The 25,126-nt window shown below is 66.6% G+C and carries 15 protein-coding genes and 1 pseudogene; 11 read left to right on the top strand and 5 right to left on the bottom strand.

What is annotated here, in order from left to right:
- Positions 1-5 precede the first annotated feature (5 nt).
- The 3 genes from IT371_05710 to IT371_05700 are packed head-to-tail and all read right to left on the bottom strand — an operon-like array spanning position 6 to position 3,531.
- Positions 6-1,199 carry a glycosyltransferase family 4 protein gene (locus tag IT371_05710; protein MCC6747135.1) on the bottom strand — a complete coding sequence of 398 codons (1,194 nt, stop codon included), beginning with the start codon at positions 1,197-1,199 and terminating at the stop codon, positions 6-8.
- Complete coding sequence (locus IT371_05705; GenBank protein ID MCC6747134.1) at positions 1,196-2,059, bottom strand: aldo/keto reductase; 864 nt, start codon at positions 2,057-2,059, stop codon at positions 1,196-1,198. The genes IT371_05710 and IT371_05705 overlap by 4 nt, the downstream gene beginning before the upstream one ends.
- Before the next feature lie 14 nt (positions 2,060-2,073).
- Positions 2,074-3,531: a B12-binding domain-containing radical SAM protein gene (locus IT371_05700; protein MCC6747133.1), complete on the bottom strand. Its 1,458-nt coding sequence runs from the start codon at positions 3,529-3,531 to the stop codon at positions 2,074-2,076.
- 127 nt (positions 3,532-3,658) lie between these two features.
- Between IT371_05700 and IT371_05695 the strand changes: the two genes are divergently transcribed.
- The 11 genes and pseudogenes from IT371_05695 to IT371_05645 all read left to right on the top strand — a co-directional run bounded on the left by IT371_05695 (position 3,659) and on the right by IT371_05645 (position 22,234).
- Positions 3,659-6,376 carry a DEAD/DEAH box helicase gene (locus tag IT371_05695; GenBank protein MCC6747132.1) on the top strand — a complete coding sequence of 906 codons (2,718 nt, stop codon included), beginning with the start codon at positions 3,659-3,661 and terminating at the stop codon, positions 6,374-6,376.
- Between the two features lie 3 nt (positions 6,377-6,379).
- Positions 6,380-7,255, top strand: coding sequence for a hypothetical protein (locus tag IT371_05690; protein ID MCC6747131.1), 876 nt, complete (start codon positions 6,380-6,382; stop codon positions 7,253-7,255).
- 197 nt (positions 7,256-7,452) lie between these two features.
- A pseudogene (locus IT371_05685) lies at positions 7,453-7,673 on the top strand (excisionase family DNA-binding protein).
- On the top strand, positions 7,673-10,093 hold the full coding sequence (locus IT371_05680) for an N-6 DNA methylase (GenBank protein MCC6747130.1): 2,421 nt from the start codon (positions 7,673-7,675) through the stop codon (positions 10,091-10,093). The pseudogene IT371_05685 and the gene IT371_05680 overlap by 1 nt, the downstream one beginning before the upstream one ends.
- Complete coding sequence (locus IT371_05675; GenBank protein MCC6747129.1) at positions 10,084-11,343, top strand: restriction endonuclease subunit S; 1,260 nt, start codon at positions 10,084-10,086, stop codon at positions 11,341-11,343. The genes IT371_05680 and IT371_05675 overlap by 10 nt, the downstream gene beginning before the upstream one ends.
- A complete protein-coding gene (locus tag IT371_05670) occupies positions 11,336-14,428 on the top strand; it encodes a type I restriction endonuclease subunit R (GenBank protein MCC6747128.1) in 3,093 nt (1,030 codons plus the stop codon). Before IT371_05675 ends, IT371_05670 begins: the two co-directional genes overlap by 8 nt.
- 8 nt (positions 14,429-14,436) lie before the next feature.
- On the top strand, positions 14,437-15,165 hold the full coding sequence (locus IT371_05665; GenBank protein MCC6747127.1) for a M48 family metallopeptidase: 729 nt from the start codon (positions 14,437-14,439) through the stop codon (positions 15,163-15,165).
- Positions 15,166-15,269: 104 nt separating this feature from the next.
- The gene (locus IT371_05660; protein MCC6747126.1) at positions 15,270-16,244 is read left to right on the top strand and encodes a radical SAM protein; all 975 of its coding nucleotides are present in this window, start codon (positions 15,270-15,272) and stop codon (positions 16,242-16,244) included.
- Positions 16,241-16,651, top strand: a complete 411-nt coding sequence (locus IT371_05655; protein ID MCC6747125.1) for a hypothetical protein — start codon at positions 16,241-16,243, stop codon at positions 16,649-16,651. Before IT371_05660 ends, IT371_05655 begins: the two co-directional genes overlap by 4 nt.
- A gap of 13 nt (positions 16,652-16,664) precedes the next feature.
- Positions 16,665-20,789, top strand: coding sequence for a hypothetical protein (locus IT371_05650; GenBank protein ID MCC6747124.1), 4,125 nt, complete (start codon positions 16,665-16,667; stop codon positions 20,787-20,789).
- Positions 20,786-22,234, top strand: a complete 1,449-nt coding sequence (locus IT371_05645) for a putative DNA binding domain-containing protein (protein MCC6747123.1) — start codon at positions 20,786-20,788, stop codon at positions 22,232-22,234. The genes IT371_05650 and IT371_05645 overlap by 4 nt, the downstream gene beginning before the upstream one ends.
- Positions 22,235-22,377: 143 nt before the next feature.
- On the opposite strand, the gene IT371_05640 is transcribed toward IT371_05645, so the two are convergent.
- Both IT371_05640 and IT371_05635 read right to left on the bottom strand, forming a co-directional pair.
- The gene (locus IT371_05640) at positions 22,378-23,985 is read right to left on the bottom strand and encodes an NAD(P)-binding domain-containing protein (protein MCC6747122.1); all 1,608 of its coding nucleotides are present in this window, start codon (positions 23,983-23,985) and stop codon (positions 22,378-22,380) included.
- A gap of 255 nt (positions 23,986-24,240) precedes the next feature.
- The gene (locus IT371_05635) at positions 24,241-25,122 is read right to left on the bottom strand and encodes a hypothetical protein (GenBank protein ID MCC6747121.1); all 882 of its coding nucleotides are present in this window, start codon (positions 25,120-25,122) and stop codon (positions 24,241-24,243) included.
- Positions 25,123-25,126: the final 4 nt, after the last annotated feature.

Genomic DNA, 25,126 nt, shown 5'->3' with positions numbered 1-25,126 from the left:
GGCGGTCAATGGGGCGCCAGCGCGCGCAGGTGCGCGACCAGCCGATCGCCGTAGTCGTCCCAGGTGTGCCCGGAGCGCACGGTGCGTTCGGCCGCCTGGCCGAGCGCGCGGGCGTGGTCGCGATGTTCGTAGAGGTAGACCAGCCGCTCCTTCAGCGCGTCCACGTCGCGAATCGGGACGACCTGGCCATTCACGCCGTCCTCGACCAGATCGGAGGCGCCCACCTGCTCGGTCACGATTACCGGCAGCCCACAGGCCATCGCCTGCGGGACTACCATCCCGTAGCCGTCGAAGACCGACGCCATGACCGCCACGGAGCCCTGGGCGAAGAGCCCCGGCAGCTCCTTTTGCGGGTACGGGCCCTTGAAGACGATGTCGTCCCGGCGGTACTGCCGCATCACGGGCCCGAGGGAGGTCGTGTCGAGCCCGCCGCCGACGAACCAGAGCTCCGCGCGGGGCAGGTGAAGCTCGTAGAACGCCTTCAGGAGGTACTGCACCCCTTTGCCGGGATGCACCGTGCCGCACTGGATGACCCGGAAGACGTCGTCGGTCTTCGTTCCGGGGCGAAAGCTGCTCAGGTCCACCCCCGGCGGATTGACGAGGATCTTCTCGGCGGGGATTCCCTCGGCCACCATCGAGCGCTTGGCGATGCTGCTGAGCGCGAAGACCCGGTCGGCCAGGAGGAACTCCTGGTGCTCCTTCTCGATGAGCCATTCGCCCGCGGCGGGCCCCGGCCCCTCGATCGGGAAGTGCCCCGCTCCCTCGAGCTGCCAGAGCGCGCGCTCCTCCTGCTGCAGCGTGCGCTCGCGCCGGTGATGGAGGCTGCCGTGGTCCACCACGGTCTTGAGCCCGAGGGCCTTCGCCCGCTCGATGGCTTTGAGGGAGAAGGCGGAGAGCCCGATGAAGATGTCCGCCCCGTCGGGGAGCGCGCGGGAGAGGCGCGTCTCGAAGAGCTCGTGGATCGACCGATCGGCGAAGGCCTTGATGGGCGGGCTCATCCAGCGGTAGTTGCTTTGCAGCAGCCGGGCGTAGAGGCCGTTGGCCAGGAGCGAGACGACCTTGTCGTCGGGAATGCCCCAGCGGCGGGTCATGAAGTTCGGGTAGTCGTGGATCAGGCGGTAGAGCAGGCCGCGCCGGAGCAGCTGCACCGCCTGGTCGTAGATCCAGTACCGGCTGCGGCACGAGGTGATGACCTTCATCGCGCGTGACCCGTTCTGGCGAGGACGCGGCGAGCCAGGCCGCGGACGGCGTCCTCCACCGGGGTGCGGCGGCGGAAGCTGGCCTCGAGCCGTTCGAGCTGGGCGGCCGACAGGCGCCAGGCCGAGGCGCCGCAGTTCTCCTCGACGCGGGAGACAGAGCTCGCCTTGGGCAGAACGACGACGTTCTCCTTCGCGAGGCACCAGGTCAGCGCCACCTGCGCCGTAGTCTTGCCCAGAGCCGCGGCGAGGGCAGGCAGCGCGTTCTGCGCGTCCCATCGGTGGAGGTTCGAGAGGCTCCCACCGAGGGGACTGTAGGCGAGGACGGTCACCCCGGTGCTCCGGCAATAGGGCAGGAGGTCCAGCTCGTGCTTGCGGTCGGCCAAGCTATAGCCGACCTGATTGCTGACGATCCGGTAGCGGGACATGGCGGCCTGGGCTTCCTTGAGCTGGGCCACCGAGAAGTTGCTCACGCCGACGAAGCGCACCTTGCCGGCGGTCACCAGCGCCTCCATCGCGGCCATCGTTTCTGCGATCGGGACGCGAGGGTTGGGCCAGTGGACCTGATAAAGGTCAATATGGTCCGTTGCCAGGGCTTCGAGGCTCCGGTCGGCGGCGGCGAGCACGTCCTGGTAGGCGAGGTGCGCCGCGGAGACCTTGGTTGCGACGAACACGCGCTCCCGCAGGCCACGCAGCGCCTCGCCTACCGTTTCCTCGGTGCCGTAGGCCTCGGCGGTGTCGATGAGACACGCCCCGAGCTCCACGCCGCGCCGGAGAGGCTCCGCCCCCGCCGTATACTTCCAGGTGCCTTGCCCGATAGCGGGGAGCATGACGCCCGTCGTGCCGAGTTCTATTAGACGCATAGCAGATTCGCCCCCTAGTACCGCTGGAATTCGTCCCACGCCCGGCGGATCCAGATGCTCATGGGTAGCTCGCGCGCGATGCGGAAAGCCCGGTTGAGCTTGTAGTTCGACTTGCACTTCGCCGCGGCGACGGTGAGGAGCAGCAGCGAGCGGGGCCGGTAGCCCTTGTAGACGTCGTAGTTGAACCAGTCGAAGGCGCGCTGGATCTCCTTCGTGCTGAAGCCGGGCAGGTCGAGGATGGCCTTGGCCCGGATCATCTCGTCGTCGGGGACCTCGGGGAGGAGGTTCTGCGTCTTGCAGACCTCGTGCAGATCGACGCCGGGAAACGGCTCGAAGATGTTGTGGTACTGCCAGTCGGGCTGACAGGCCCGGTTCAGCTTGATCGTTTGACGGAAATCCTCGTAGGTCTCGCCCGGCACGCCGATGAGGTTCAGGAAGGCCACCTTCAGCTTGTGCTTGCGCGCCGTCTGGACCCAGTAGATCACGTCGTCGTTGGTGTAGTAGCGGTGAAGGACCTCGCGGCGTACGCGCTCGCTGCCGGATTCGACGCCGAGGTTGACGTAGCGAAAGCCGGCCCGCGCCATGGCCGCGAAGAGCGTCTCGGCCTGGTCGTTGCGCATCGGGCGCACGTTCACGCCGAACGAGCAGGGATGTTTGCGGCGGGCGTTGAACTCGGTGAGCGCCTCGCACAGCTCGAGGACCCACGGCATCCGGACGTTGAAGGTCTCTCCCTCGAAGAAGAAGGCGTTGGCCGAGCTCTGTTCGGCGAGCGGCTCGACCTCGGCCAATATGTTCGCCGGCGATCGGTGGCGCACATACGTGCCCGGGGCCGTGTCCCGCATCTTGTGATGGAAGCAGTAGGTGCACTCGAAGGGGCACCCGCGGCAGAGCATCACGGTGTGGGGGGTCTCGTCGGCGCGACGGATCCAGCGGGTCCAGAGGGAGCGGTCGGGAAAGGGCAGCGCGTCCAGGTTCTGCACGAAGCTTCGGGGCGGGTTCTTGTGCAGCGTGCCGTTCCACCGGACCCAGAGGTTGTCGATTCCCACGGGCGCCTCGCCTCGCTCCAGGCACTGCACCAGCTCGAGCATGGGGTACTCGCCCTCTCCCACGCAGAGCGCGTTGAAGTCGGTCAGGTAGTCCTCGTGGGGGTTCAGCGTGACGTGAATGCCGCCCACGATGAGGAAGAGCTCGGGGAACCGACGCTTCAGGTGGGCGGCGGTCTCGCGCATGAAGGTGAACTCGGAGGTCATGGACGAGAACCCGACCACCGTGGGGCGAAAGCGGGCGATCTCGCGCTCGATGGCCGCGCGGGGAGTGTCTCGCGTGAGGACCATGAGGTCCGTCTGGTGCCCGTGCTGCCGCAGGAGAGCCGATATATAGGAGAGACCGAGCTGGATATGCCCGTTCAGACGCAGGGGCTTGAAGGGCGGGGGGAGCGCATCCTGGAGCGAGGTGAGGAACAGGACTCTCATGGGCGGCTTTCCTCCTGGGTTGGGAGGCCAGACGCGCGAGGGGGGGGATTTCTGACGCGCGATCGACCGCGGTATCGAGGTTTCTAGCGGCGGCGTGCTACGGTGCGTCGAAGAGCGCATCACCACCGTGGCGACGTCGATCCGAAGCCCAGCCGAGCTGCGACTCACCCCGTCCCTCACGCCGCACGGACGCCTCGGGATCGTTGAGCAGGAGGACGCCCCGGCGCTCGAGCCGGGACTCGGTGCGCGCCTGCGGAAGGCCTTCGCGCGCGGGTCGGGGCACGGGCTGCTCCGCCTCGGGGCCGGGGAGGTGGGCCAGGCCCTGCCACCCGTGTTCGGCTACTGGCGCGAGCTCGGCAGCCGCTTCGTCACGGCGCTCTGCACGCGGGCCGACGGAGAGGGCCGCGACCGCGAGCTGCCGCCGCCGCCGGAAGACCTCGACGAGCTGGCCGCGGCTGCACCTCTGATGCCCGGCGCCGAGTACCTCACCGTCGAGGTGCTGCGCGCGCTGTGGGCGGAGCTCGGGGAGGCCTTTGCGGTCGAGCTCGCCGAGGCGGGCGTTTCGCTTTCGGACTACCTCAAGGGGCTCCACCCGGCCTGGAACGTGGTCGGTCGGGTGCACTTCAACCTCGCGGAGAACCGCAAGGACGAGCAGGCCCCGTTCGCCTTCCTCGCGACGTACACCCACCGCCTCTCGGGGCAGGGCAAGGCCCAGCACCTGCCGCTCGGCCAGGCCCTGCGGGAGTACGCGGGCGCGGCGAACAAGGGGAAGCTCCTCTCCCTCTTGCTCCCGGTCCAGCGCGCGGCCGAGGAGTGCGCCTGGCTCGAGCAGATGGTGGATGCGGGGGAGCTCTTCCACCCGCTGCGCTGGTCGCCCGAGGAGGCGTTCCGCTTCCTGGGGGATGCGGAGACGCTCGAACGCGCGGGCGTCGTGGTCCGCATGCCCGCGAGCTGGCGCGTGGGGCGACCCTCCCGGCCGCGGGTCACGGCCACCGTCGGAGCCGGGGCCCCTTCCGCGCTCGGCACCGACGCGCTCCTCGACTTCCAGATGCAGGTCACGCTCGACGGCGAGGCGCTGACAGCGGCCGAGCTGAAGCAGCTTCTGGCCGGCACGAGCGGGCTCGCGTTTCTGCGTGGCCAGTGGGTCGAAGTGGATCGCGAGCGGCTCGACCGCACGCTGCGTGGCTTTGCGCAGGCCGAACGGCTGGCGGCCGAGGGGGGCCTCTCGTTCGCCGAGGCGCTGCGCCTGCTCGCCGGGGCGGAGGTCACGCGCGACGGTCCGAGCGGCGCCGATCCCGACTGGTCGCGGGTCGTGGCCGGTCCGTGGCTGGCCGAGACCCTCAAGGGGCTGCGCTCGCCCGACGCCCTCGCCGCGGTCGATCCCGGTCGTGAGCTCCACGGCACGCTCAGGCCCTACCAGCAGGTGGGCGTGCGCTGGCTGCACCTGCTCTCGCGGCTGGGCCTGGGCGCCTGCCTCGCCGACGACATGGGGCTCGGCAAGACGATCCAGGTGCTCTCGCTGCTGCTCGTGCTGCGGCGCACGTCCGTCGAGAAGGAGCGGCGGCCGAGCGTGCTCGTGGCTCCCGCCTCGCTCCTCGCCAACTGGGCCGCCGAAATCCAGCGCTTCGCACCCGGGCTCAAGGCCCTCGTGGCGCACCCGTCGGTCACGCCGGCCAGCGAGCTCGCGGCCATCGACCCCGCGCGGCTCGAGGGCCTGGACCTCGTGATCACGAGCTACGGCTCGCTCCTGCGCGTCCCATGGCTGGCCACCACGGAGTGGCAGCTCGCGGTGCTGGACGAGGCCCAGGCGATCAAGAACCCCGCGGCCCAGCAGACCCGCGCGGCCAAGAAGCTCCGGGCGCGGGCGCGGATCGCGCTCACCGGCACGCCGATCGAGAACCGCCTCGGCGACCTGTGGTCGATCTTCGATTACCTCAACCCCGGCCTCCTCGGCTCGGCCAAGGAGTTCACGCGCTACACGAAGAGCCTGGCCGACAAGGCGCACAACCCGTACGGCCCGCTGCGAGACCTCGTGCGCCCCTACATCCTGCGCCGGCTCAAGACCGACCGGAGCGTCATCTCCGACCTGCCCGACAAGACGGAGCTCAAGGCCTTTTGCCAGCTCAGCCGCCGGCAGGCCGCGCTCTACCAGCAGGCCGTCGCCGAGCTCGGCGAGCAGCTCGACGACGCCGGGGGGATGAAGCGCAAGGGGCTGGTGCTCGCCTTCCTGATGCGCTTGAAGCAGCTCTGCAACCACCCCTCGCAGTGGCTGGGCGACGGCGCGTGGGCCGAGGCCGACAGCGGCAAATGGGCGCGCCTGCGGGAGCTCGCCGAGGTGATCGCCGCCAAGCAGGAGAAGGCGCTGGTCTTCACCCAGTTTCGCGAGGTGACCGCGCCGCTGGCCGCGTTTCTCGGCGGTGTGTTCGGTCGCCCGGGCCTCGTGCTCCACGGCGAGACGGCGGTGAAGAAGCGCCAGGAGCTGGTCGCGCGCTTTCAGGACGACGAGGCGGTGCCCTTCTTCGTGCTGTCGCTGAAGGCCGGTGGGTCGGGGCTGAACCTCACCGCCGCCTCGCACGTGATCCACTTCGACCGCTGGTGGAACCCGGCCGTCGAGAACCAGGCCACCGACCGCGCCTTCCGCATCGGGCAGACGAAGAACGTGCTGGTGCACAAGTTCGTCTGCCGCGGCACCGTCGAGGAGAAGCTCGACGCGCTCATCGAATCGAAGAAGGCGCTCTCGAAGGAGCTGCTCGAAGGCGGCGCCGAGCTGAAGCTGACCGAGCTCGGGGACGAGGAGCTGCTCCGGCTCGTGGCGCTAGACCTCAACGCCGCGATGAAGGAGTGAGGCGTGAGCTTCTACGATAGACGGGGCTGGAAGCCCTACGTGCCCGTGGCCGAGCGGCGGCGGCAGGCCGAGCACGAGCTGCAGAAGCTGGCGAAGAAGGGCCACCCGATCTCGCCGGTGCTGCTCGAGGGGCGAACCATCGCGAGGACCTTCTGGGGGAAGGCCTGGTGCGAGAACCTCGAACGCTACAGCGACTTCGCGAATCGCCTGCCGCGCGGGCGGACCTACGTGCGCAACGGCTCGGTGGTGGACCTGCAGCTCGCCCCGGGCGCGGCCAGCGCGATCGTCAGCGGCTCGGCGCTCTACAAGGTCGCCGTCAACGTGTTGCCGCTGCCCAAGCCGCGTTGGCGCTCGCTCTGCACCGACTGCGCGGGGGGGATCGACTCGCTCGTCGAGCTCCTTCAAGGACGCTTTTCCAAGGGCGTGATGGAGCGCCTCTGCCAGCCGGCGACCGGCCTCTTCCCCGCGCCCGCCGAACTCACCTTCACCTGTAGCTGCCCCGACTGGGCCTCGATGTGCAAGCACGTCGCCGCCACCTTCTACGGCATCGGCGCGCGGCTCGACGAGAAGCCCGAGCTCCTCTTCACTCTGCGCCAGGTCGACCAGCAAGACCTGCTCGCGAGCGCCGGCAAGGGCCTGCCGCTCTCGAAGAAGGGCCCCGCGAAGGAGAAGGTCCTGGTCGCCGACGATCTCTCGGAGCTCTTCGGGCTGGAGCTGGGAGCGGTCGAGGACGACGCGCAGGAGTCGAAGGCGAAGACAAAGACGAAGACGAAGGCCAGGGCGAGGCCGAAGCCCAAGGCCACGCAGGCCAAGGCGAAGCCCAGGGCGAAAGCCAAGCCCGGGGCCCGCGCGTCGAAGCGCAAGCCGTCCAGGCGCTGAGCGGGGCGGCCGTGCAGCAGAGGGTCAAGCGGGAGCGCCGGCGGTGAGGGGGGCAGAAGCCGGGGCTGCCCGCCGCCTCGAGCAAGCGGGAAGGTTGTCGACGGCATGCGACTCTGTCCGACTCTTGTAGGCAAAGTTCGCCTGGTGCATCCTGCTCGCGTGCCCAGGGACCACGTATGTCGAGCGGCGCCAGGATGATGACGACCAACGAGCCCTGGGTGTCCGTCGAAGGCGTCGCAAAGCACCTCGGGGTAGCGCGGGACTCCGTGTACCGCTGGGTCGAGGGTCGAGGGTCGTGGGCTGTCTGCGCACAGGATTCGGAGGCCTCTGGAAGTTCAAGCTATCCGAGGTGGACGAGTGGGTCCGTGCCGGCGGCGCCGAGCACGACGAGCTCGAACGCGACAAGGAACGACGCTGATGGCCATCAAGAAGTCTGACCTCTACTCCTCGATCTGGGCCTCGTGCGACGAGCTTCGCGGCGGCATGGATGCCAGCCAGTACAAGGACTACGTCCTGTTCATGCTGTTCATCAAGTACATCACGGACAAGTACGGGAACAGCACCGACTTCGCCCCGCCCGTCACCATCCCGAAGGGCGCGAGCTTCAAAGACATGATCGCGCTCAAGGGCAAGAGCGACATCGGCGACAAGATCAACACGCAGATCATCCAGCCGCTCATCGACGCCAACGCGCGACTCGCCCGCAGCGACTTCCCCGACTTCAACGACCCGAACAAGCTCGGCGAAGGCCAGGCGATGGTCGATCGCTTGACCAACCTGGTTGGCATCTTCCAGAAGCCTGAGCTCGACTTCTCGCAGAACCGGGCCGACCACGACGATCTGCTCGGTGACGCCTACGAATACCTCATGCGCCACTTCGCGACCGAGAGTGGCAAGAGCAAGGGCCAGTTCTACACGCCCTCCGAGGTCAGCCGCGTCATCGCCAAGGTGATCGGCATCTCGCCGAAGAACACGAAGGCCTCGACCACCGCCTACGACCCGACCTGCGGCTCGGGCTCGCTGCTCCTGAAGGTGGCGGCCGAGGCAGGCAAGCACATCACGCTGGAGGGGCAGGAGAAGGACGTCACCACGGCGGGCTTGGCCCGTATGAACATGATCCTGCACGACTTCCCGACGGCGAACATCCTGTCGGGCAACACGCTGGCCGCCCCGAAGTTCAAGGACGGCGAGAAGCTCCGCACTTACGACTACGTCGTCGCCAATCCACCGTTCTCCGACAAGACCTGGACCACCGGCCTCACGCCGGCGAAGGACCCGTTTCAGCGCTTCACGTGGGGCGAACCCCCGGCCAAGCAGGGCGACTACGCCTACCTCCTCCACATCGTTCGCTCGATGAAGAGCACGGGCAAGGGCGCGTGCATCTTGCCCCACGGCGTGCTCTTTCGCGGCAACGCCGAGGCTGTCATTCGCGAGAAACTCGTTCGCTCGGGCTACTTGAAAGGCATCATCGGACTGCCCGCGAACCTCTTCTACGGCACCGGCATCCCCGCCTGCATCCTCGTTCTCGACAAGGAGAACGCGGCCGGTCGCAAGGGCGTGTTCATGATCGACGCTTCCAAGGGGTTCATCAAGGACGGCCCCAAGAACCGCCTCCGCGAGCAAGACCTCCACCGCATCGTCGACACCTTCACCAAGCAGGTCGACGTGCCCCGCTACGCCCGCATGGTGCCGTTCGACGAGATCGCCGACGCGAAGAACGACTTCAATCTGAACCTGCCGCGCTACATCGACAGTGCCGAACCCGAGGATCTGCACGACATCGACGGCCACCTTCGTGGTGGCATCCCCGAGCGGGACCTCGACGCCCTGGATGCGTACTGGAACGTGCTGCCCAGCGTGCGCGACCTGTTGTTCGAGTCAGCGGGCCGCCCTGGCTATGCGAGTCTCAAGATGCCGCTCGCCAACGTGAAGGCGTCGATCCTTAGCCACTCCGAGTTCACCGCGTTCCAGCAGCGGGCGACGAAGACGTTTGCCGACTGGAGAAAAGCAGCAAGGTCGAAGCTCGTCGAGTTCGACAGGGGAGGGCACCCAAGGGTGCTCATCGAGAGCATCGCCGAGGACCTGCTCACCGCGTTCCGAGCGGTGCCGCTGCTCGACGCCTACGATGTCTACCAGCACCTCATGGACTACTGGGCCGAGGCGATGCAGGACGACTGCTACCTCATCGCCGCCGATGGCTGGGTGGCGGCACCGACGCAGGTCATCGAGACCGACAAGAGGGGCAAGAAGAAGGAGAAAGGCTGGGCGTGCGACCTCGTGCCCAAGACCTTCATTGTCGCGCGCTACTTCGCGAAAGAGCAGGCCGCTCTCCAGGTCAAGCAGGCCGAGCTCGAGGCCTCCGAGTCGGCGATCGCCGCGCTCGAGGAGGACCACGGCGGCGAGGAGGGCTTCCTCGGCGCGCTCGACAAGATCGGGAAGGCGGAGGTCAACGCGCGGCTCAAGGAGGTCAAGGGAGACAAGGAGGCGATGGAAGAGTGCACCGTGCTCGAGCAGTGGCTCCAGCTCACGGAGCAGGCGGCCTCACTCAAGCGTGCGCTGAAGGAGCAGGACGCGTCCCTCGACGCGCTGGCCCTCGGCAAGTACCCAAAGCTCACCAGGGCGGACATCAAGACGCTGGTCATCGACGACAAGTGGATGGCCCGGCTGTCGGCGTCCGTGCAGGGCGAGCTGGACCGCGTTTCGCAGTCGCTGACGAGCCGGGTGCGCGAGCTGGCCGAGCGGTATGCGACGTCGCTGCCGAAGCTCACCCAGGAGGTGGTAGCGCTCAATGCGAAGGTGGAGACGCACCTCTCGCAGATGGGGGCATTGTGGAATTGAGTCCGGGGTACAAGCAGACCGATGCAGGTCTCATCCCATCGGATTGGGAGGTAAGGCCCCTTGCCGACCTGGCCGACAAGATCATGGTCGGCATCGCTAGTGCCGCGACGCATGCGTACCGCCCCACAGGTGTGCCGCTCCTCAGGAATCAGAACATCAGGTCTGGGCATCTCGACGATCGCGACCTGCTGTTCGTCGATCCTGCGTACGAAATCGTCTTCAAGAACAAGCGGCTGCGTGGCGGGGACTTGCTCACCGCGCGAACAGGCTATCCGGGAACGACGTGTGTAGTACCACCAAGCTACGACTTGGCACAGAGTTTCACCACCCTCATCACGAGACCGAAGAAGGGCGAGATCGACAGTCTCTACCTGTGCCACTACGTCAATTCCGAGCAGGGGCAGACGTTCTTTACGCAAGGCCAGATCGGAGGGGCCCAGAAGAACGTCAACGCTGGCACGCTTCGGCAGATGCCCATCCCGACGCCCCCGCTCCCCGAACAGCGCGCGATCGCTGCCGCTCTGAGCGACGTCGACGCGCTGCTCGACGGGCTCGATCGGCTCATCGCCAAGAAGCGCGACCTGAAGCAGGCCGCGATGCAGCAGCTCCTCACCGGCCAGACCCGCCTCCCCGGCTTCCACGGGGAGTGGGAGGTGAAGCGGTTGGGGGATGTGGCGGAGATCGTCAGCGGCGGCACACCGCGCACCAACGAGCCCTCGTATTGGAACGGCGGAATCAAGTGGTGCACGCCGACGGACATTACACGCTATGCGGGCAAGTACCTCACCGAAACAGAGCGCTCCATTTCGCGAGATGGCCTGAAGTACAGCGGCGCGGCGTTGCTCCCCGTTGGTGCCCTGCTTCTCTGTAGCCGCGCGACGATCGGCGAGCTCAAGATCGCGGGCGCTCCTGTCTGCACGAATCAAGGCTTCAAGTCGTTGGTCTGTCGCCCAGAGGCGAGCAACGAGTTCCTGTACTACAAGCTGCTGACGATGAAGCAGAAGATGGTCGAGCGGGCGTTCGGCTCTACGTTCCTTGAGATCTCGACACCAAATGTATCTGCGCTCGAAGTCGCGGCGCCACCGCACGACGAGCAGGTCGCCATCGCCGCCGTGCTCTCCGACATGGACGCCGAGCTCGCCACGCTGGAAGCCCGCCGCGACAAGACCCGCCACCTCAAGCAAGCGATGATGCAGGAGCTGCTCACCGGCAAGACGCGGCTCGTCCCCACCGGAGGCGCCCGTGTCTAAGAAGCCTCGCTCCGAGCGCAAGACCCAGGATCGAGTCATCGCGCTGTTCACCGACGACACGCGCGAGGGCAACCTCGGCTACCACTTCCTCGGCAACCTCTCGAGGGATGAGAGAAACCGCTGCGTGCGAGCCGAGCTGGAGCTGAACCTCGAGCGGCGCGGCTACTCTGGGGCACACATCACGCGCGCCCTCGAAGAGCTGCACAAGGCGATCGACTCGACGGGCACCACACTCTACGCCGCCAACCTGCGCACGTATCAACTCCTGCGCTACGGCGTGCAGGTCAAGGTCAGCGAGGCCCGGCCGCACGAGACCGTGCACCTCATCGAATGGGAGCATCCCGAGGAGAACGACTTCTTCCTGGCCGAAGAGGTCACGCTCAAGGGCGGGCACGAGCGGCGGCCCGACCTGGTGCTCTACATCAACGGCCTCGCCATCGCAGTCATCGAGCTGAAACGCAGCTCGGTGGAGATCGCCTACGGCGTGCGGCAGCTCATCACCAACCAGGAAGAGATCTTCAACAAGGCCTTCTTCAGCACCGTGCAGCTCGTGCTCGCGGGCAGCGACTCGCAAGGATTGCGCTACGGCACGACCGGGACCCCGGAGCAGTTCTTTGTCGAGTGGAAGGACGAGACGCCAACGGCCACTCCACCCACCGAAGGTGCGCTGCTCGACGGGCCCCTTGCGCAGCTCTGCAACAAAACGCGGCTACTCGACCTCCTTCGTAACTTCATCATCTTCGACGGCGGCCAGAAGAAGGTGCCACGACCGCACCAGTACTTCGGAGTCAAGGCCGCCCAGGATCGCATCGCCAAGCGCGAGGGCGGCGTCATTTGGCACACCCAGGGCAGCGGCAAGAGCATCTTGATGGTGCTCATCGCCAAGTGGCTACTGGAGCACGACCCGGAGGCGCGCATCCTCGTCATCACCGACCGCGACGAGCTGGACAAGCAGATCGAGGGGGTGATGAAGAACGCGGGCGTCATCTCCCCGGAGTCGGCCTCGCCGCGCATCACCTCGCGCGCGGAGTTCGTGGAGAAGCTCGGGGCCGCCACGCCACGTCTCCTGTGCGCGCTCATCCACAAGTTCGACGTCTCGGACCTCAAGGGTGAGCCGCCGTCCGTGAAGGGCCGCTTCTACGTTTTCGTGGACGAGTGCCATCGCACGCAGGGCGGCGAGATGAACAAGCAGATGAAGCGCTGGCTCGAGAACGCCATCTTCATCGGCTTCACGGGCACGCCGTTGCTCCGCAAAGACAAGGTGATGACGCGCGACGTGTTCGGCACGTACATCCACACGTACAAGTTCCACCAGGCCGTCGCCGACAAAGTGGTGCTCGACCTGAAGTACGAGGCGCGCGACGTGCCGCAGCGGCTGACGTCGCGGGCGGCCATCGACAAGTGGTTCGAACAGAAGACCAGGGGCCTGAACAACTTCCAGAAGGCGGTGCTGCGCAAGCGCTGGGCGACGATGGAAGAGCTGATGAGCGCCGCCGAACGCAAGCAGCGCATCATCGCCAACATCATCGAGGACTTCAGCCTCAAGCCGCGGCTGAACAACGATCGCGGTACGGCAATCCTCATCGCGCCGTCGATCTACGACGCCTGCCACTACTTCCGACTCTTCCAGAACACGAGCTTCGGCGGGTATTGCGGCATCATCACGTCGTACGAGCCGAACCACAACCTCGTCTCTCGCGAGCCAGCGAACAGCGACGAGCGCTACAAGTTCGACACCTACACGCAGCAGGTCCTCAAGAAGGGGCAGACGACGAAGCAGTACGAAGACGAAGTGAAGCGCCGCTTCATCGAGGAGCCCGCGAACATGAAGCTGCTGATCGTCGTCAGCAAGCTGCTCACGGGCTTTGACGCACCAAGCTGCACCTACATCTACCTGGACAACGAGCTGCGCGATCACAACCTGTTCCAGGCCATCTGCCGCACCAACCGCCTCGACGGTGAAGACAAGGACTATGGTCACATCGTCGACTTCAAGGAGCTGTTCGGCGACGTGCAGCAGGCCATCGCGGTCTACAGCTCCGACGAGCTGGATATCGACGACGGTGGGGACGGTGCAAACAACGTCCACCTCAAGAACTGGCTCGAGGAAGGAAAGAAGCAGCTCGACGATGCGCGCGAGGCGCTGCGCTACCTGTGCGAGCCTGTCGCGCCGCCTCGTGAGGTGGAGCAGTTCCTGCATTACTTCTGCGGCGACGCTGCGAACCCGAGCGCTCTGAACGTGACGGAGGCCCAGCGGATCTCGTTCTACAAAGCGGTTGCCGTGTTCGTCCGCGCTTTCGCGGCCATCGCGCAGGACCTCGCCGAGACCGGGTATTCGGACGCGGAAGCGGCCGCCTTGCAGAAGGAGGTCGAGCTCTACGCAGACCTCCGCGCCGCCATCAAGAAGCACTCCGGCGAGGAGCTCGACATCAAGCCCTATGAGGCGGACATGCGCCACCTCATCAACACGTACATTCAGGCCGACCCGGCCGCCGACCTGGGTGAGCTGGGCGAGATGTCGTTGACCGAGATCATCATCAAGACCGGAATCCACGACGCCATCGCCAAGAAGCTCAACGAGAAGGGCAAGCTCACAAAGAACGCCATTGCCGAAGGCATCATCAACAACGTCCGCAAGACGATCATCCGCGACCAGCTCACGGATCCCAGGTTCTACGAGCAGATGTCGAAGCTGCTGGATGACCTTGTCAAGCAGAGTCGCGCCGACGCAGCCGCCTACGAGGAGTTCCTGCGCAAGGCAGAGGCGCTCGTGAAGCGGCTCGCGGCGAGGCAGCCTGAAGCGGGGGTCCCTGCTACGCTGCACGGCAAGCGCGAGGCCTCGGTGTTGTTCAACAACCTGGGGAGCATCGCGGCGACGAACTTCAAGTGCCCGACGAGTGACGACGAGAAGGCGGCCCTCGCCCTGCAAATCGACCTGGTCGTGCGCGAGCGCGCCCCGGCCGGATGGAAGGGCGATCAGGCGCGCGAGGCGCAGGTCTTGAACGCGCTGTTTCCGCTCCTCAATCGGGACAGGGCGGCGACCCAGGCTCTCTTCGAGATCATCAAGAAGCAGCCTGGGTATTGAGGACCCGGATGACCGAGACGCTGCAGATTGGCGAGATCGCCATCGAGATGACCCGGAAGGACGTCAAGCACGTTCACCTTTCGGTGCATCCGCCAGCGGGCAGAGTCAGTTTGGTCGCGCCGAGGGCCACGCGCGTCGAGGTCGCGCGCGCCTACGCGATTTCGAAACTGGGATGGATCAGGGAGCAGCGAGCCAGGTTCCAGACCCAGGCTCGAGAGACGTCGCGACGCTTCGTCGAGCGAGAGACCCACTACCTCTGGGGGCGACGCTACCTCCTGACCCTGGTCGAGGCGGACGAGAAGCCCTCTGTTCGGCTCAGTCATCGGAGGATCACGCTTCGAGTGCGGCCTGGGACGAGCAGCGCGAAGCGTGAGGAGCTCATCCACTCGTGGCACAAGGCGCTGCTCCATGAGGTCGTGCCGCCGCTCATCGCGAAATGGGAGGGCAAGCTCGGCGTCAGGGTGACCGGCTACTACCTCCAGCGCATGAAGACGAAGTGGGGAGGCTGCAACCATAGCGCGGGAAATATCCGCCTCAATACCGAGCTGGTAAAGAAGCCCAAAGACCTCGTGGAGTACGTCATTGTCCACGAGATGCTGCACCTGATCGAGCCGACCCACAGCGAGCGCTTCACCGGCCTGTTGGACAAGCACTTCCCCTCCTGGCGTGAGGCGCGGGCCGAGCTCAACGCCCTGCCGCTAGCTGCTGAGAAGTGGCGTGCGGAGGCCAGCGTATGACGCCTACTCCTCGCATCCTGGAAGGAGAGCCCGCGCACGCCTCTATACCTGGCGCGAGCTTGAGGGGAAGCGCGTTACGTGGCGGCTGAGGTCGGAGGACGCGCATGAATGGCCTTGGCGTTGACGCGAGGTCCGAAGTTGATCCGACGTCACTCGACGGGCGGCGACAGTGGAAGTGGCGCTTCTCCACTGCGGGCGTGCACCTCTTCGAACGCAACACCGGGTTGAACGTTCTCCTAGACGAGATCTCAGTCCCCATCTCTCTCCACACGCGGGCACCTCGACAAGTCTCCATTGCGCTCACGAACCGCTGTGACTTGGAGTGCGCCCACTGCTACGCGCCGAAGTCACGCGATGAGCTGCGGTTCGACACCATCACGCGGTGGCTCGCAGAATTGGACGCGGCAGGCACCCTCGGAGTCGGCTTCGGTGGCGGCGAGCCGACGCTCCACCCGGAGTTCGTGAAGCTCTGCCAGTACGTGGCCCAGGAGACGCGGCTATCGGTCTCGTTCACCACCCACGGCCACCACGTTGACAACGAGCTGGCGGAGCGCCTTCGCGGTAGCGTCCACTTCATCCGCGTGAGCATGGACGGAGTCTGGGCGACCTATGAGTCCATCCGACGACGTTCGTTCGCCGAGCTGCTTGAGCGACTCAGGGACGTTCGATCCATCTCGCGCTGCGGCGTGAACGTGGTGGTCAACGACGATACGCTGCCCGAGCTCGATGAGGTCGCCCGTGTCTCTGCTGACGCTGGAGCCTGCGAGCTCCTGCTGCTCCCCCAGATGCCCGTTCGCAGCGTAATGGCCGCCTCCGTGGACACGCTTCAGGGGCTGCGTCGTTGGGTCGACGGTTACAAGGGGCCGCTGAAGCTCTGCATCAACGAGTCGAGCGCCGAAGGCTTCCCGACCTGCGATGCATTGGTGCAGGAACGCGGCCTACGCGCGTACGCCCACATCGACGCAATGGGCGTGCTCAAGCCCTCCTCCTATTCGGACACCGGCGTGCAGCTCAGCGATGGCGGTGTAATGCAGGCGCTCGACCAACTCGCTCATGGCCTCGCGGAGAACGACACATGAAGATCTGGTACCAGCACGGCTCGGAACACTCCGCGAACCTCGTGATGATCGGGCACTTCGAGGACGCCACGGATGCGATGAAAGCCAAGGAGATTATCGACGCGCTGACGAAGCAGGTCGCTGAGGACCAGTCGGCAGGAACGGTGACGTTGGGCAGCCCATCGGAGCGCTACGGGAACGCGATGCTCGACCTTCTTGGGAAGCTGAACGTGACGACGATCGGGCCGGGTGAGCTCGAACAGTTCGCGTACGAGGTCAGCGTCGAACTCCAGGGCAATGACCTTGTCCTTACTACCGAGGAGTTCGACATCTCGGCATTCCTCAAGGTGATGATTCTGAAAGGTGCGCGGATCGAGATTTACTCGGCCCACGACTACCCGAACACGGCTCACGGGAGAGGCCGATGAGCGCGGATACGCGATGCCAGCGCTGAAGTGGGACATCTTCACGGGGCTGCCGGGGAGCGCGGAGAAGAACTTCGAGCTGCTCTGCCGGGCTATCGTGCGCCAGAACTTCGGCAGCTACGGTACCTTCCGCGCCCTCGCGAACCAGCCCGGCGTTGAGTTCCATCTCAAGCTCGACAAGCACTGCGCTGCGCTCGGCGATCCGGGGCGTTGGTGGGGCTGGCAGTGCAAGTGGTACGACCTCGCAGCGAACGGCGCGCTGGGTTCGACGAGGCGAACGAAGATCGAGGAAGGGCTCCGGAAGACGGAAGAGCACCTTCCTAACCTCACGGACTGGGTACTGTGGACGCGCCGCACGCTGACCAAGGACGACCAAGACTGGTTCAGCGGCCTCTCGTCCAAGATGACACTCCACCTGTGGACGGGTGACGAGGTCGACAACCTTCTCGCGGGGCCGGCCGCGGTTCTTCGCGGCACCTACTTCGGCGAGCTGGTGCTCACGCCGGACATCCTGCGCGAGGGTCACGAACAGGCTGTCGCCTCGATTCGAGCGCGATGGCAGCCGGAGGTGCATCACGTTGGTGAAGCCGAGCGCGAGCTGCGTCGCATGCTCGGTGAAGTGGAAGCGTGGAACACGCTTCGCGAGCTAGCGAGCGACCTGCGCGCGAGCGCCCAGGCGGTCGAATCCTCGCCGGCCGTGCCTACTCCACTTGAACCGTTCGTGACGGGTGTCGTCGCCACGGCCCGGCAATCGGCAGACACCCTGGACAGGGTCGCGGCAGGCATCGGCGTCGGCGACCTGGACCTCCTTCGCGATGAGTTCACCGCTCGTTTGCGCGCGGTGTCTGTCGAGGTGGCGACGGCCCCTCGGAGACTTCGGGCTGGCAACCAGCGCGCGGGGCTCTACGCGACGAACTCGGTGGCGGGCTGTCACGACGCGATACGGGTGCTTTCCGAGGTCGAGGCAGCATTTTCTTCGAGGCTGGTCGCGGTGCTTGCGCCCGCCGGGTGCGGAAAGACTCACCTCGCGGCGCAGCTCACGGCAAGAACGACGGCACGTCCCCACGGGGTGCTGCTGCACGGAAGGGACCTGCACGCGAATCACACCCTCGATGACCTGGCTCGTCGCGTGTCGATCGCGGCTCAGCCTGTGCCGAGCATGGAGGCACTGCTCGCGGCAGTCGATGCTGCCGGTCAGCGTGCTCAGAAACGTCTCCCCATCTTCATCGACGGCCTGAACGAGTCGGAAGATCCAAGGACGTGGAAGCCGCTGCTCGCCGCGCTGGAGACCACCCTCGCGAAGTGCCCGTACGTGCTGCTGGTCTGCACGCTGCGCCCTGAATTTGTGGACGATGCGCTCCCTGACGGAACGCACCGCCTCGAGATGAACGACTACGGCGAGGAGACGATCGAGGCCATTCACGAACACTTCCGTTACTGGAAGATCGACGACACCGACGCATCCTTGCCCGGCTTCCTGAGGCATCCCCTCACGCTACGCCTCTTCTGCGAGGTGACGAACGCGACCCGGCTGCAGGTGGTCGGGGTCGGCGCGATGCCAGGCTCTCTGACGTCGCTCTTCGAGCGATACCTGGAGCAGGTGGGCGTTCGAGTCGTTGAACTCGCTCCACGCATGCACCGGTTCTACGCGCATGACGTCAACGCGGCGATCACCACCATCGCGAACAAACTGTGGGAGTCGGGAGCCCGTTCTATCGAGCTCGGTGAGCTTCGAGGCATGCTCGGAGATGCACAGCGCCCGTGGGACCAGAGCCTCGTGCGCGCGCTGGAGCATGAGGGCGTGCTGCTCCGCATGCCTTCGAACGGCAGCGATACGTTTGTGCCGGTCTACGACCTGCTCGGTGGTCACATCATCGCCAACGCGCTGCTGGCGAAGCACGGCCAAAGCAGCTTCGAGACGTGGATCAAGGACTCTTCCACGACGGCGTCGCTCGCCGGCGGCTACGACGTTCGACACCCGCTCGCCGGTGACGTGCTCGGCTCGTTGGTCGGACAGGTCCCTCGTCGGTTCCACGCGAAGCAGGTCTGGCAGTTGGTGGACGAGCCGCTGCGTGGACGAGCGCTGCGGTTGGCGGCGCACCTCGAACCCGCGTTCCTCGATGCGGTGACGGTCGACGCGCTGATCGACCTCGTTCGGGCCGGAGATACTGAGGTCCTTGCCCGACTCTGGCAGGTACGCGGCACGCAAGGCCACCCGCTGAACGCCGAGGGCCTGGATCGAGCGCTGCGAAGTATGTCGGTAGCGGACCGCGATCTTTGGTGGACGGAGTGGGTCCGCAGGAACCATGACGACGTTTTGGGCGGAGGTCGAAGAGTGCTCAGCGACCTCGAGAATCTGGAGGAGCGCTGGCGACACGGGAAGGTTCGTCGGGGCGATCGTCTGCGCGCGCGCTGGGTCATGTGGACGCTCACGAGCACCGTTCGACGGCTGCGCGATCAGGCGACTTGCGCTCTGTACTGGTTCGGACGCGTCGATCCCGAAGGGCTCTTCGCGCTGACCATCGATTCGGTGCCGGTGAACGACGCCTACGTGGGCGAGCGGATGCTCGCGGCCGCATACGGCGTGGTGATGAGCCATCAGCCGGGAGACGCTGGGTTTGCAGCTTATCTGGGGCCGTTTCTCGAAAAGCTCGCGTCGGCGTTCGTGGGGCAGTCGGCGACCGCAGCGACGCACCACTACCTCGTGCGGCTCTACGTACGCGGCATCGTCGCCTTCGCCGCGAAGTTCTACCCGGTCTCGCTGCCCACCTCGCTGCGCGGTGCGTGGATGTTCGCCGCACCCACGCCGGTCCAGGCACTCCCCAAAGGAGCCCCAGGAGCCGACGAAGCAGGGCGAACGCTCCACATGGACTTCAAGAACTACACGCTCGGCCGCCTGTTCGACGATCGCAGCAACTACGACATGGGCCACGCGGGGCATCAGGCCGCCGTGGCCCATGTGCGCGGGGCAGTGTGGGCGCTCGGATGGAGAACGGCGACCTTCGATGCGCTGGACCGAAGGATCGCCGAGGACGCCTATCGCCATGGTCGTGGAGATCGGCCGCCCGTAGAGCGCTACGGGAAGAAGTATGGACGGATCGGCTTCTTCACCTACGCCGGGATCCTTGAGGACCAGGGGCTGTTCCCGCGCGACGAGCCATTCTCGGACGTCGACATCGATCCGTCGTTTCCGGAACAGCCACCGAGAGACGGTTCTTCTTCCGTTCCGGAGGCGTGGCTATCGCCGAGCATCGAGAGTCACGAGAGTTGGATTCTGGCCTGCACGACCTCGCTGCCCGTCGGCATCATTCGTCGCGAGACAATCGGTGGGCACACTGGACCGTGGTTCGCCGTACATGGACACGTCAGCGCCGAAGACAGGGTGCTTGGTCGCACTGCGTGGGCCTTCCTCTCAGCGTTGGTGGTCTCGAAGGAACGCCAGCCACGACTCGTGGCTGCGCTGAAGGCTGGGGACCGCCCCTGGGGAACGCGTGACGTGCCGAGTGACCACTACACCTTCGCGGGCGAGATCCCGTGGCACCCGAAGTTCGCCTCTGTGGCTCTCGCCGAGGGCGCGTACCGCGAGCACGTTCGGACCGGCACTCAAGCCGTCGAGGTGGAGGTTCTCGCTCACGACTACGCCTGGGAGAGCTACCACAGTGAGATGAATCGCGCGGGAAGTGCCCGCGTACCATCTCAGGTCTTCTCTTCGCACTTCGACCTGCGCGGCGTCGCGCAGTCCTTCGACCAAGTCCTCCCTGACGGAAGCCGAGCGACGATCACGCTCAGCGGCGTCGATGGCCTCGTGGGAGACGTTGTCTACATCCGGGAGGACCTGCTTCGGCGATACGTCGCCGACCGCGCCATCGTGTGGTTTGCATTCGGTGAGCGTGAGCTGCGTCCCTATCCACCGTCACCGCCTGAATGGTTGGTGGATGCTGAGTGCGGGGGAGCGAACGCTTGGAGCACGGTGATCACTGAAGAGGACCTCATGCCCGCCGCGCCGGAGAGAACTTCGATCCGGGCGGGCACCAAGGCGAAGGCCGCAGCGCCCAAAAAGAGCGCAGAGACGGTAGCCAAGAGGAAGCACCCAAAGGCAGGTGCGATCGAGGACAAGCAATCCCGGCGGAGGATCCCGTGACCACGCTCACCGCCCTCCAGTCGCTCATCGCCCAAGGCGAGTCCGCGACGCTCGAGCTCAAGCGCTCGACCGCCGAGCTGAAGCGCGCTGGCGAGACGCTCTGCGCGTTCCTGAACGGCGAGGGTGGCAAGGTGCTGATCGGCGTCGGCCCCGACGGCAGGCTCGTCGGTCAGGAGGTCGCCGACAGCACGCTCCGCGACATCGCGGCGATGCTCGGCCGCTTCGAGCCGCCGGTTCGCGTCGAGATGAGCCGCGTGGACGTCGAGAGCGGGCGGCAGGTGATCGTGCTCGAGGCAGTGCCCTCCCGACAGTTCGCACCGTTCGTCTTCGAGTCGAAGCCGTACAAGCGCGTGGGCTCCACCACCACGGTGATGTCGCAGGAGGAGTACGCTCGCCTGCTCCTCGATCGCAACCACAGCCGGTATCGCTGGGAGAACCAGCCCGCCGTGGGCGTGCGCCTCGAAGACCTCGACCGCGAGGAGATCCTGCGCACGCGCGCGACCTCCATCGAGCAACGGAGGCTTTCGGCCGGCACGAGCATGGACGTCGGCGACATTCTCGATCGACTCGGCCTGCGCATCGACGGGCAGGTCACGCAGGCCGCGCAGATGCTCTACGGGACGAAGTTCCTCCCCGACTACCCGCAGGCGCTGCTCAAGCTCGGGCGCTTCCGGGGTACGAAGATCACCGGCGACATCCTCGACAACAAGCAGGAGTACCTGCAGGCGTTTGCGATGGTTCGCGAGGCGATCGCGTGGCTGGACCGGACGCTGCCGCTGTCGGCGCGTTTTCCGAAGGGCGCCATCAACCGCGAGGACCGTCTGCCGGTGCCCGCGGAGGCGTTGCGCGAGATCGTTATCAACGCCGTCATCCACCGCGACGTCAGCAACCCGAGCTCGTACGTGGCCATCGCCGTCTTTGACGACCGCATCGAGGTGCGCAGCATCGGCGACTTCCCATCGGGCGTGCACGCGGAGCAGCTCGCGCGCGAGCACCTGTCGGTCCGGCGCAATCCGCTCATCGCCGAGGCGTTCCATCGCACGGGCGCGATCGAGGCGTGGGGCCGAGGCACGAACCGCGTCATCGAGGCCTGCCGCGCGTACGGCATCCCCGACCCAGACTTTCTCGGCGAGGCCGGCGCGGTCACGGTGACGTTCAGGGCCGAGGTTGTCGCTGGTGCAACGCCGAGGGACCAAGCTGGGACCAAGCTGGGCCTAAGTCGGGACCAAGTCCAAGTGCTCGAACTGGCCGCTGAATCCAGGACGCTGCCCGAGCTGATGGCGCCATCCGGGCGCACGAACAGGACCAAGTTCCGAGACCAAGTCCTCGCCCCGCTCCTCGAGGCCGGCCTCGTCGAGATGACCATCCCCGACAAGCCCCGGAGCCCGAAGCAGCGCTACCGCATCACCGAGGCCGGCCGGGCCCGGCTCCGAGGCGGGTCGTGACGAGTGGACCGCCCCCGGTCAACGATCATCGAGGTTCCCCGACCCAGCCCTGACCTTCAATCCAGCACGCGGCCTTGCCGGTGGCGAGGCCCTCGGCGCTCGTCATTCTCGACGGGCAGGTGCGCGCCCCGGGCCGTCGCGGTCTACGCGGCCTCTGCCTCGGACTCGGCGGCGGCGCGCTCGGCGGCGATGGCGAGGGCCTCGCCGCGGAGGGTCACGGTGGAGACGCCCATCTCGGTGAGGAACTTGGTCGGGGGCTGGCCACCGATGCAGACGAAGATCTGGTCGGCGCGCAGGCTCTGCTCGGGGCCGCCACCGACGGTGAGGCGCAGGCCGTGCACGCTGACGGCTGTCGGGCTGGCCTTGAGCAGGAGGCGCAGCTTGCCCGCCGCCACCGCCGCCTGCACCTTCTGCCGATTGGCGGCCTTCGGGCGGTTCAGGACCTCGCCGCGGTAGAGGAGGGTGACCTTGGTGTCGGGCTGGTCGGCCAGCGCGAGCGCGGTCTCGCAGGCCACGTCGCCGCCGCCGACCACGGCCACGCGCTTGCCCTTCCAGGCCTCGGGCTCGAGCATGGTGTACGCCACGTTGTCGCGGTCGTCGCCCGGGACGTTCAGCTTCTGCGGCGTGCCGCGCCGACCGATGGCGAGGAGCACGCGCCGCGCCTTGAGCTCGCCGCGGCTGGTCTTCACGGTGAACGCGCCGGCCTGCCCGGTCACGCCGAGGACGCGCGTCTCGGAGGTGATCTCGACCCCGGTCTCCGCGACGATCTTGGACCAGAGCTCGACGAGCGCCTCCTTGCTCGTCTCCTTCATGCGCACCGGGCCGTAGAGCGGGACGTGAATCGGCCGCGTCATGACGAGCTTCTTGCGCGGATAGCTCCGGATCGCGCCGCCCCAGCTCTCCTGGTCCACGCAGGCGTACGAGAGCCCGAGCTCGTGGGCGCGCAGCGCCGCGCCGAGGCCCGCGGGACCCGCGCCGACGATCACCAGGTCCTTCAGCCCGCCGTCGCGGCGCTTCTCGCCCTTCAGCTCCTGCGCCACGTTGTCCACCGTCTCGATGGCCTGGTCGAAGGCGTTGGCGATGAGCCCCATGCCGCCGAGCTCGCCGGCCACATAGATCCCCGGCACCTGCGACTCGTAGCGTTCGTCGAGGCGCGGCAGCTCGACGGGCCGTTCGGTCGTGCCGAAGACGAGCTCGATGGCCTCGACGGGGCAGCTCTTGGCGCAGATGGCGTGGCCCACGCAGTTGGCGGCGTTGATCAGGTGCGCGTGTCCGCCCGCGAGCCCGAGCACGCTGCGGTCGGGGCAGGCCAGGGTGCAGTTACCGCAGCCGATGCACTTGTCCAGGTTGATGTGCGGATGCAGCGTCGGGGGCTGGTCGAGGCCGTCTTCCTTGGCCTCTACCAGGCGCGCCAGGTTCTGCTGGGAGAGCTTGCGGCTCTTGGTGTAGCTCCACGCAAAGCCGACGAGCAGGATCCCCGCCGCGGCGAGCGTGAAGCCGAGGTCGACCTTCTTCGCAGCCCCCTCGGCTTGCGGTGCCGCGGCATAGGCCGCCTCGAGCAGCGAGTTGTCTACCTCGGGGGTCTCGGCCTCGATCACCATGTCGGGCAGGCGCGGTTTCCAGCCGCCGAGCGCGCTGCCGGCCTTCGTCCCTTCCGGGGCCTCGGCCTGCACCAGCGCCGGGAGCAGGGTGAGGACCACCGCCCCGACCAGCCCGACCCGTCTGGCGATCCGATCAGTAGCCCGTGCCACGCGTCGTCTGCTCCTCTCGCTCTATCATCGTCGGAAAGCGCTCGCCGGTGAAGGCTCGAGCCGCAGGCGGGACAATGAGCACGTTGCGTGCCAGCTCGGACCGTCCCAGGTAGCGCCTCGTCGCGAGCGCAGCGGACGGGAGTGCCGGGCTTTCTCGGCCTGGAGCGAGGTCCCGAGGCGGCGGCCGGACCGCGAGCACGGGGGGACCGCCCCCACCAGGTGGTGGAAACTGTCACACCCCCATCGGCGCAAGCTCTAGAACTTCACGTAGCCGTAATAGATCGCCACGCCCACATGCACGCCTAGCGCGACGACGAAGAGCAGGGCCAGGACTCCGTGGAAGATCCGCCAGCTATCCATCAGCCGGCTCGCGAAGTCGGAGGCTGCGGTCTGCTTGTAGATGCCCTGGACGCGCTTGAGGATGAAGTCCAGCTCGAAGATGTCGTCCCCGCTCCCACTCGTCCCCGCCGCCACCGTCTTCAGATAGCGCATGTCGGCGCGAACCTGGCGAAGGCGCGCGCGGCTCTCGCTGAAGGTGAGGGCCGGCCTTCGTTTTGCACTGGCGGCATCGGCGATGCGCTGGAGTACCCGAACCGCCTCCGCGTCGTGGAGGGCCTTGGGGCGTACCTCGTCGATGAAGGCCATCACCTCGGCTTCGACCGCGGCCGTGGACATCGGATCTCCGGCGCGCGTGCGCGGGATGAAGCGGATCATGTACCGGCCGAGGAGGCCCGTGACCACCACCACCACGAGGGACCAGATGCACGTCTTGGTCACCAGGCTCTTCACCTCGAGCGCGGAGTGGAGCGGCACGAGGAGCGCGCCCAGGATGCCCGTGAGCACGTGCGCGTCGAGCCAGCTCCGCATCGAGCCGGTGACCTCGAGGGCATGAACCTTCTTCCGCGCGAGGTAGAGCAGATTGAAGAGGAAGAGCGCGCCGGCCAGCACGCCGAGCCAGAGGCCGATCCGACCCGCCGCGCCGAAGAGTCGATGCTCGGGGAAAAAGATGCGGTCGGCTGGAGCCGCCGTGTAGTATGGCCACCCGAGGACAGCCACGGTGCCGACGCCGACGAGGGCCACGCCGCCCACGAGGGCGGTGATCCACGGAATGACTCGATCTCGTTTGCTGCGCGCCATGGGA

It is taken from the genome of Deltaproteobacteria bacterium, from assembly GCA_020848905.1.
Taxonomy (GTDB): Bacteria; Myxococcota_A; Polyangia.
The sequence above is the reverse complement of the archived record's forward strand: the minus strand, read 5'-3'. Positions and strand labels throughout refer to the sequence as shown.

Bases quoted from the DNA above. Each gene is read 5' to 3' on its own strand.
- IT371_05660 (MCC6747126.1), top strand. From the start codon at position 15,270: ATGAATGGCCTTGGCGTTGACGCGAGGTCCGAAGTTGATCCGACGTCA.
- IT371_05700 (MCC6747133.1), bottom strand. From the start codon at position 3,531: ATGAGAGTCCTGTTCCTCACCTCGCTCCAGGATGCGCTCCCCCCGCCC.
- IT371_05655 (MCC6747125.1), top strand. From the start codon at position 16,241: ATGAAGATCTGGTACCAGCACGGCTCGGAACACTCCGCGAACCTCGTG.
- IT371_05680 (MCC6747130.1), top strand. From the start codon at position 7,673: ATGGCCATCAAGAAGTCTGACCTCTACTCCTCGATCTGGGCCTCGTGC.
- IT371_05710 (MCC6747135.1), bottom strand. From the start codon at position 1,199: ATGAAGGTCATCACCTCGTGCCGCAGCCGGTACTGGATCTACGACCAG.
- IT371_05635 (MCC6747121.1), bottom strand. From the start codon at position 25,122: ATGGCGCGCAGCAAACGAGATCGAGTCATTCCGTGGATCACCGCCCTC.
- IT371_05665 (MCC6747127.1), top strand. From the start codon at position 14,437: ATGACCGAGACGCTGCAGATTGGCGAGATCGCCATCGAGATGACCCGG.
- IT371_05650 (MCC6747124.1), top strand. From the start codon at position 16,665: ATGCCAGCGCTGAAGTGGGACATCTTCACGGGGCTGCCGGGGAGCGCG.
- IT371_05705 (MCC6747134.1), bottom strand. From the start codon at position 2,059: ATGCGTCTAATAGAACTCGGCACGACGGGCGTCATGCTCCCCGCTATC.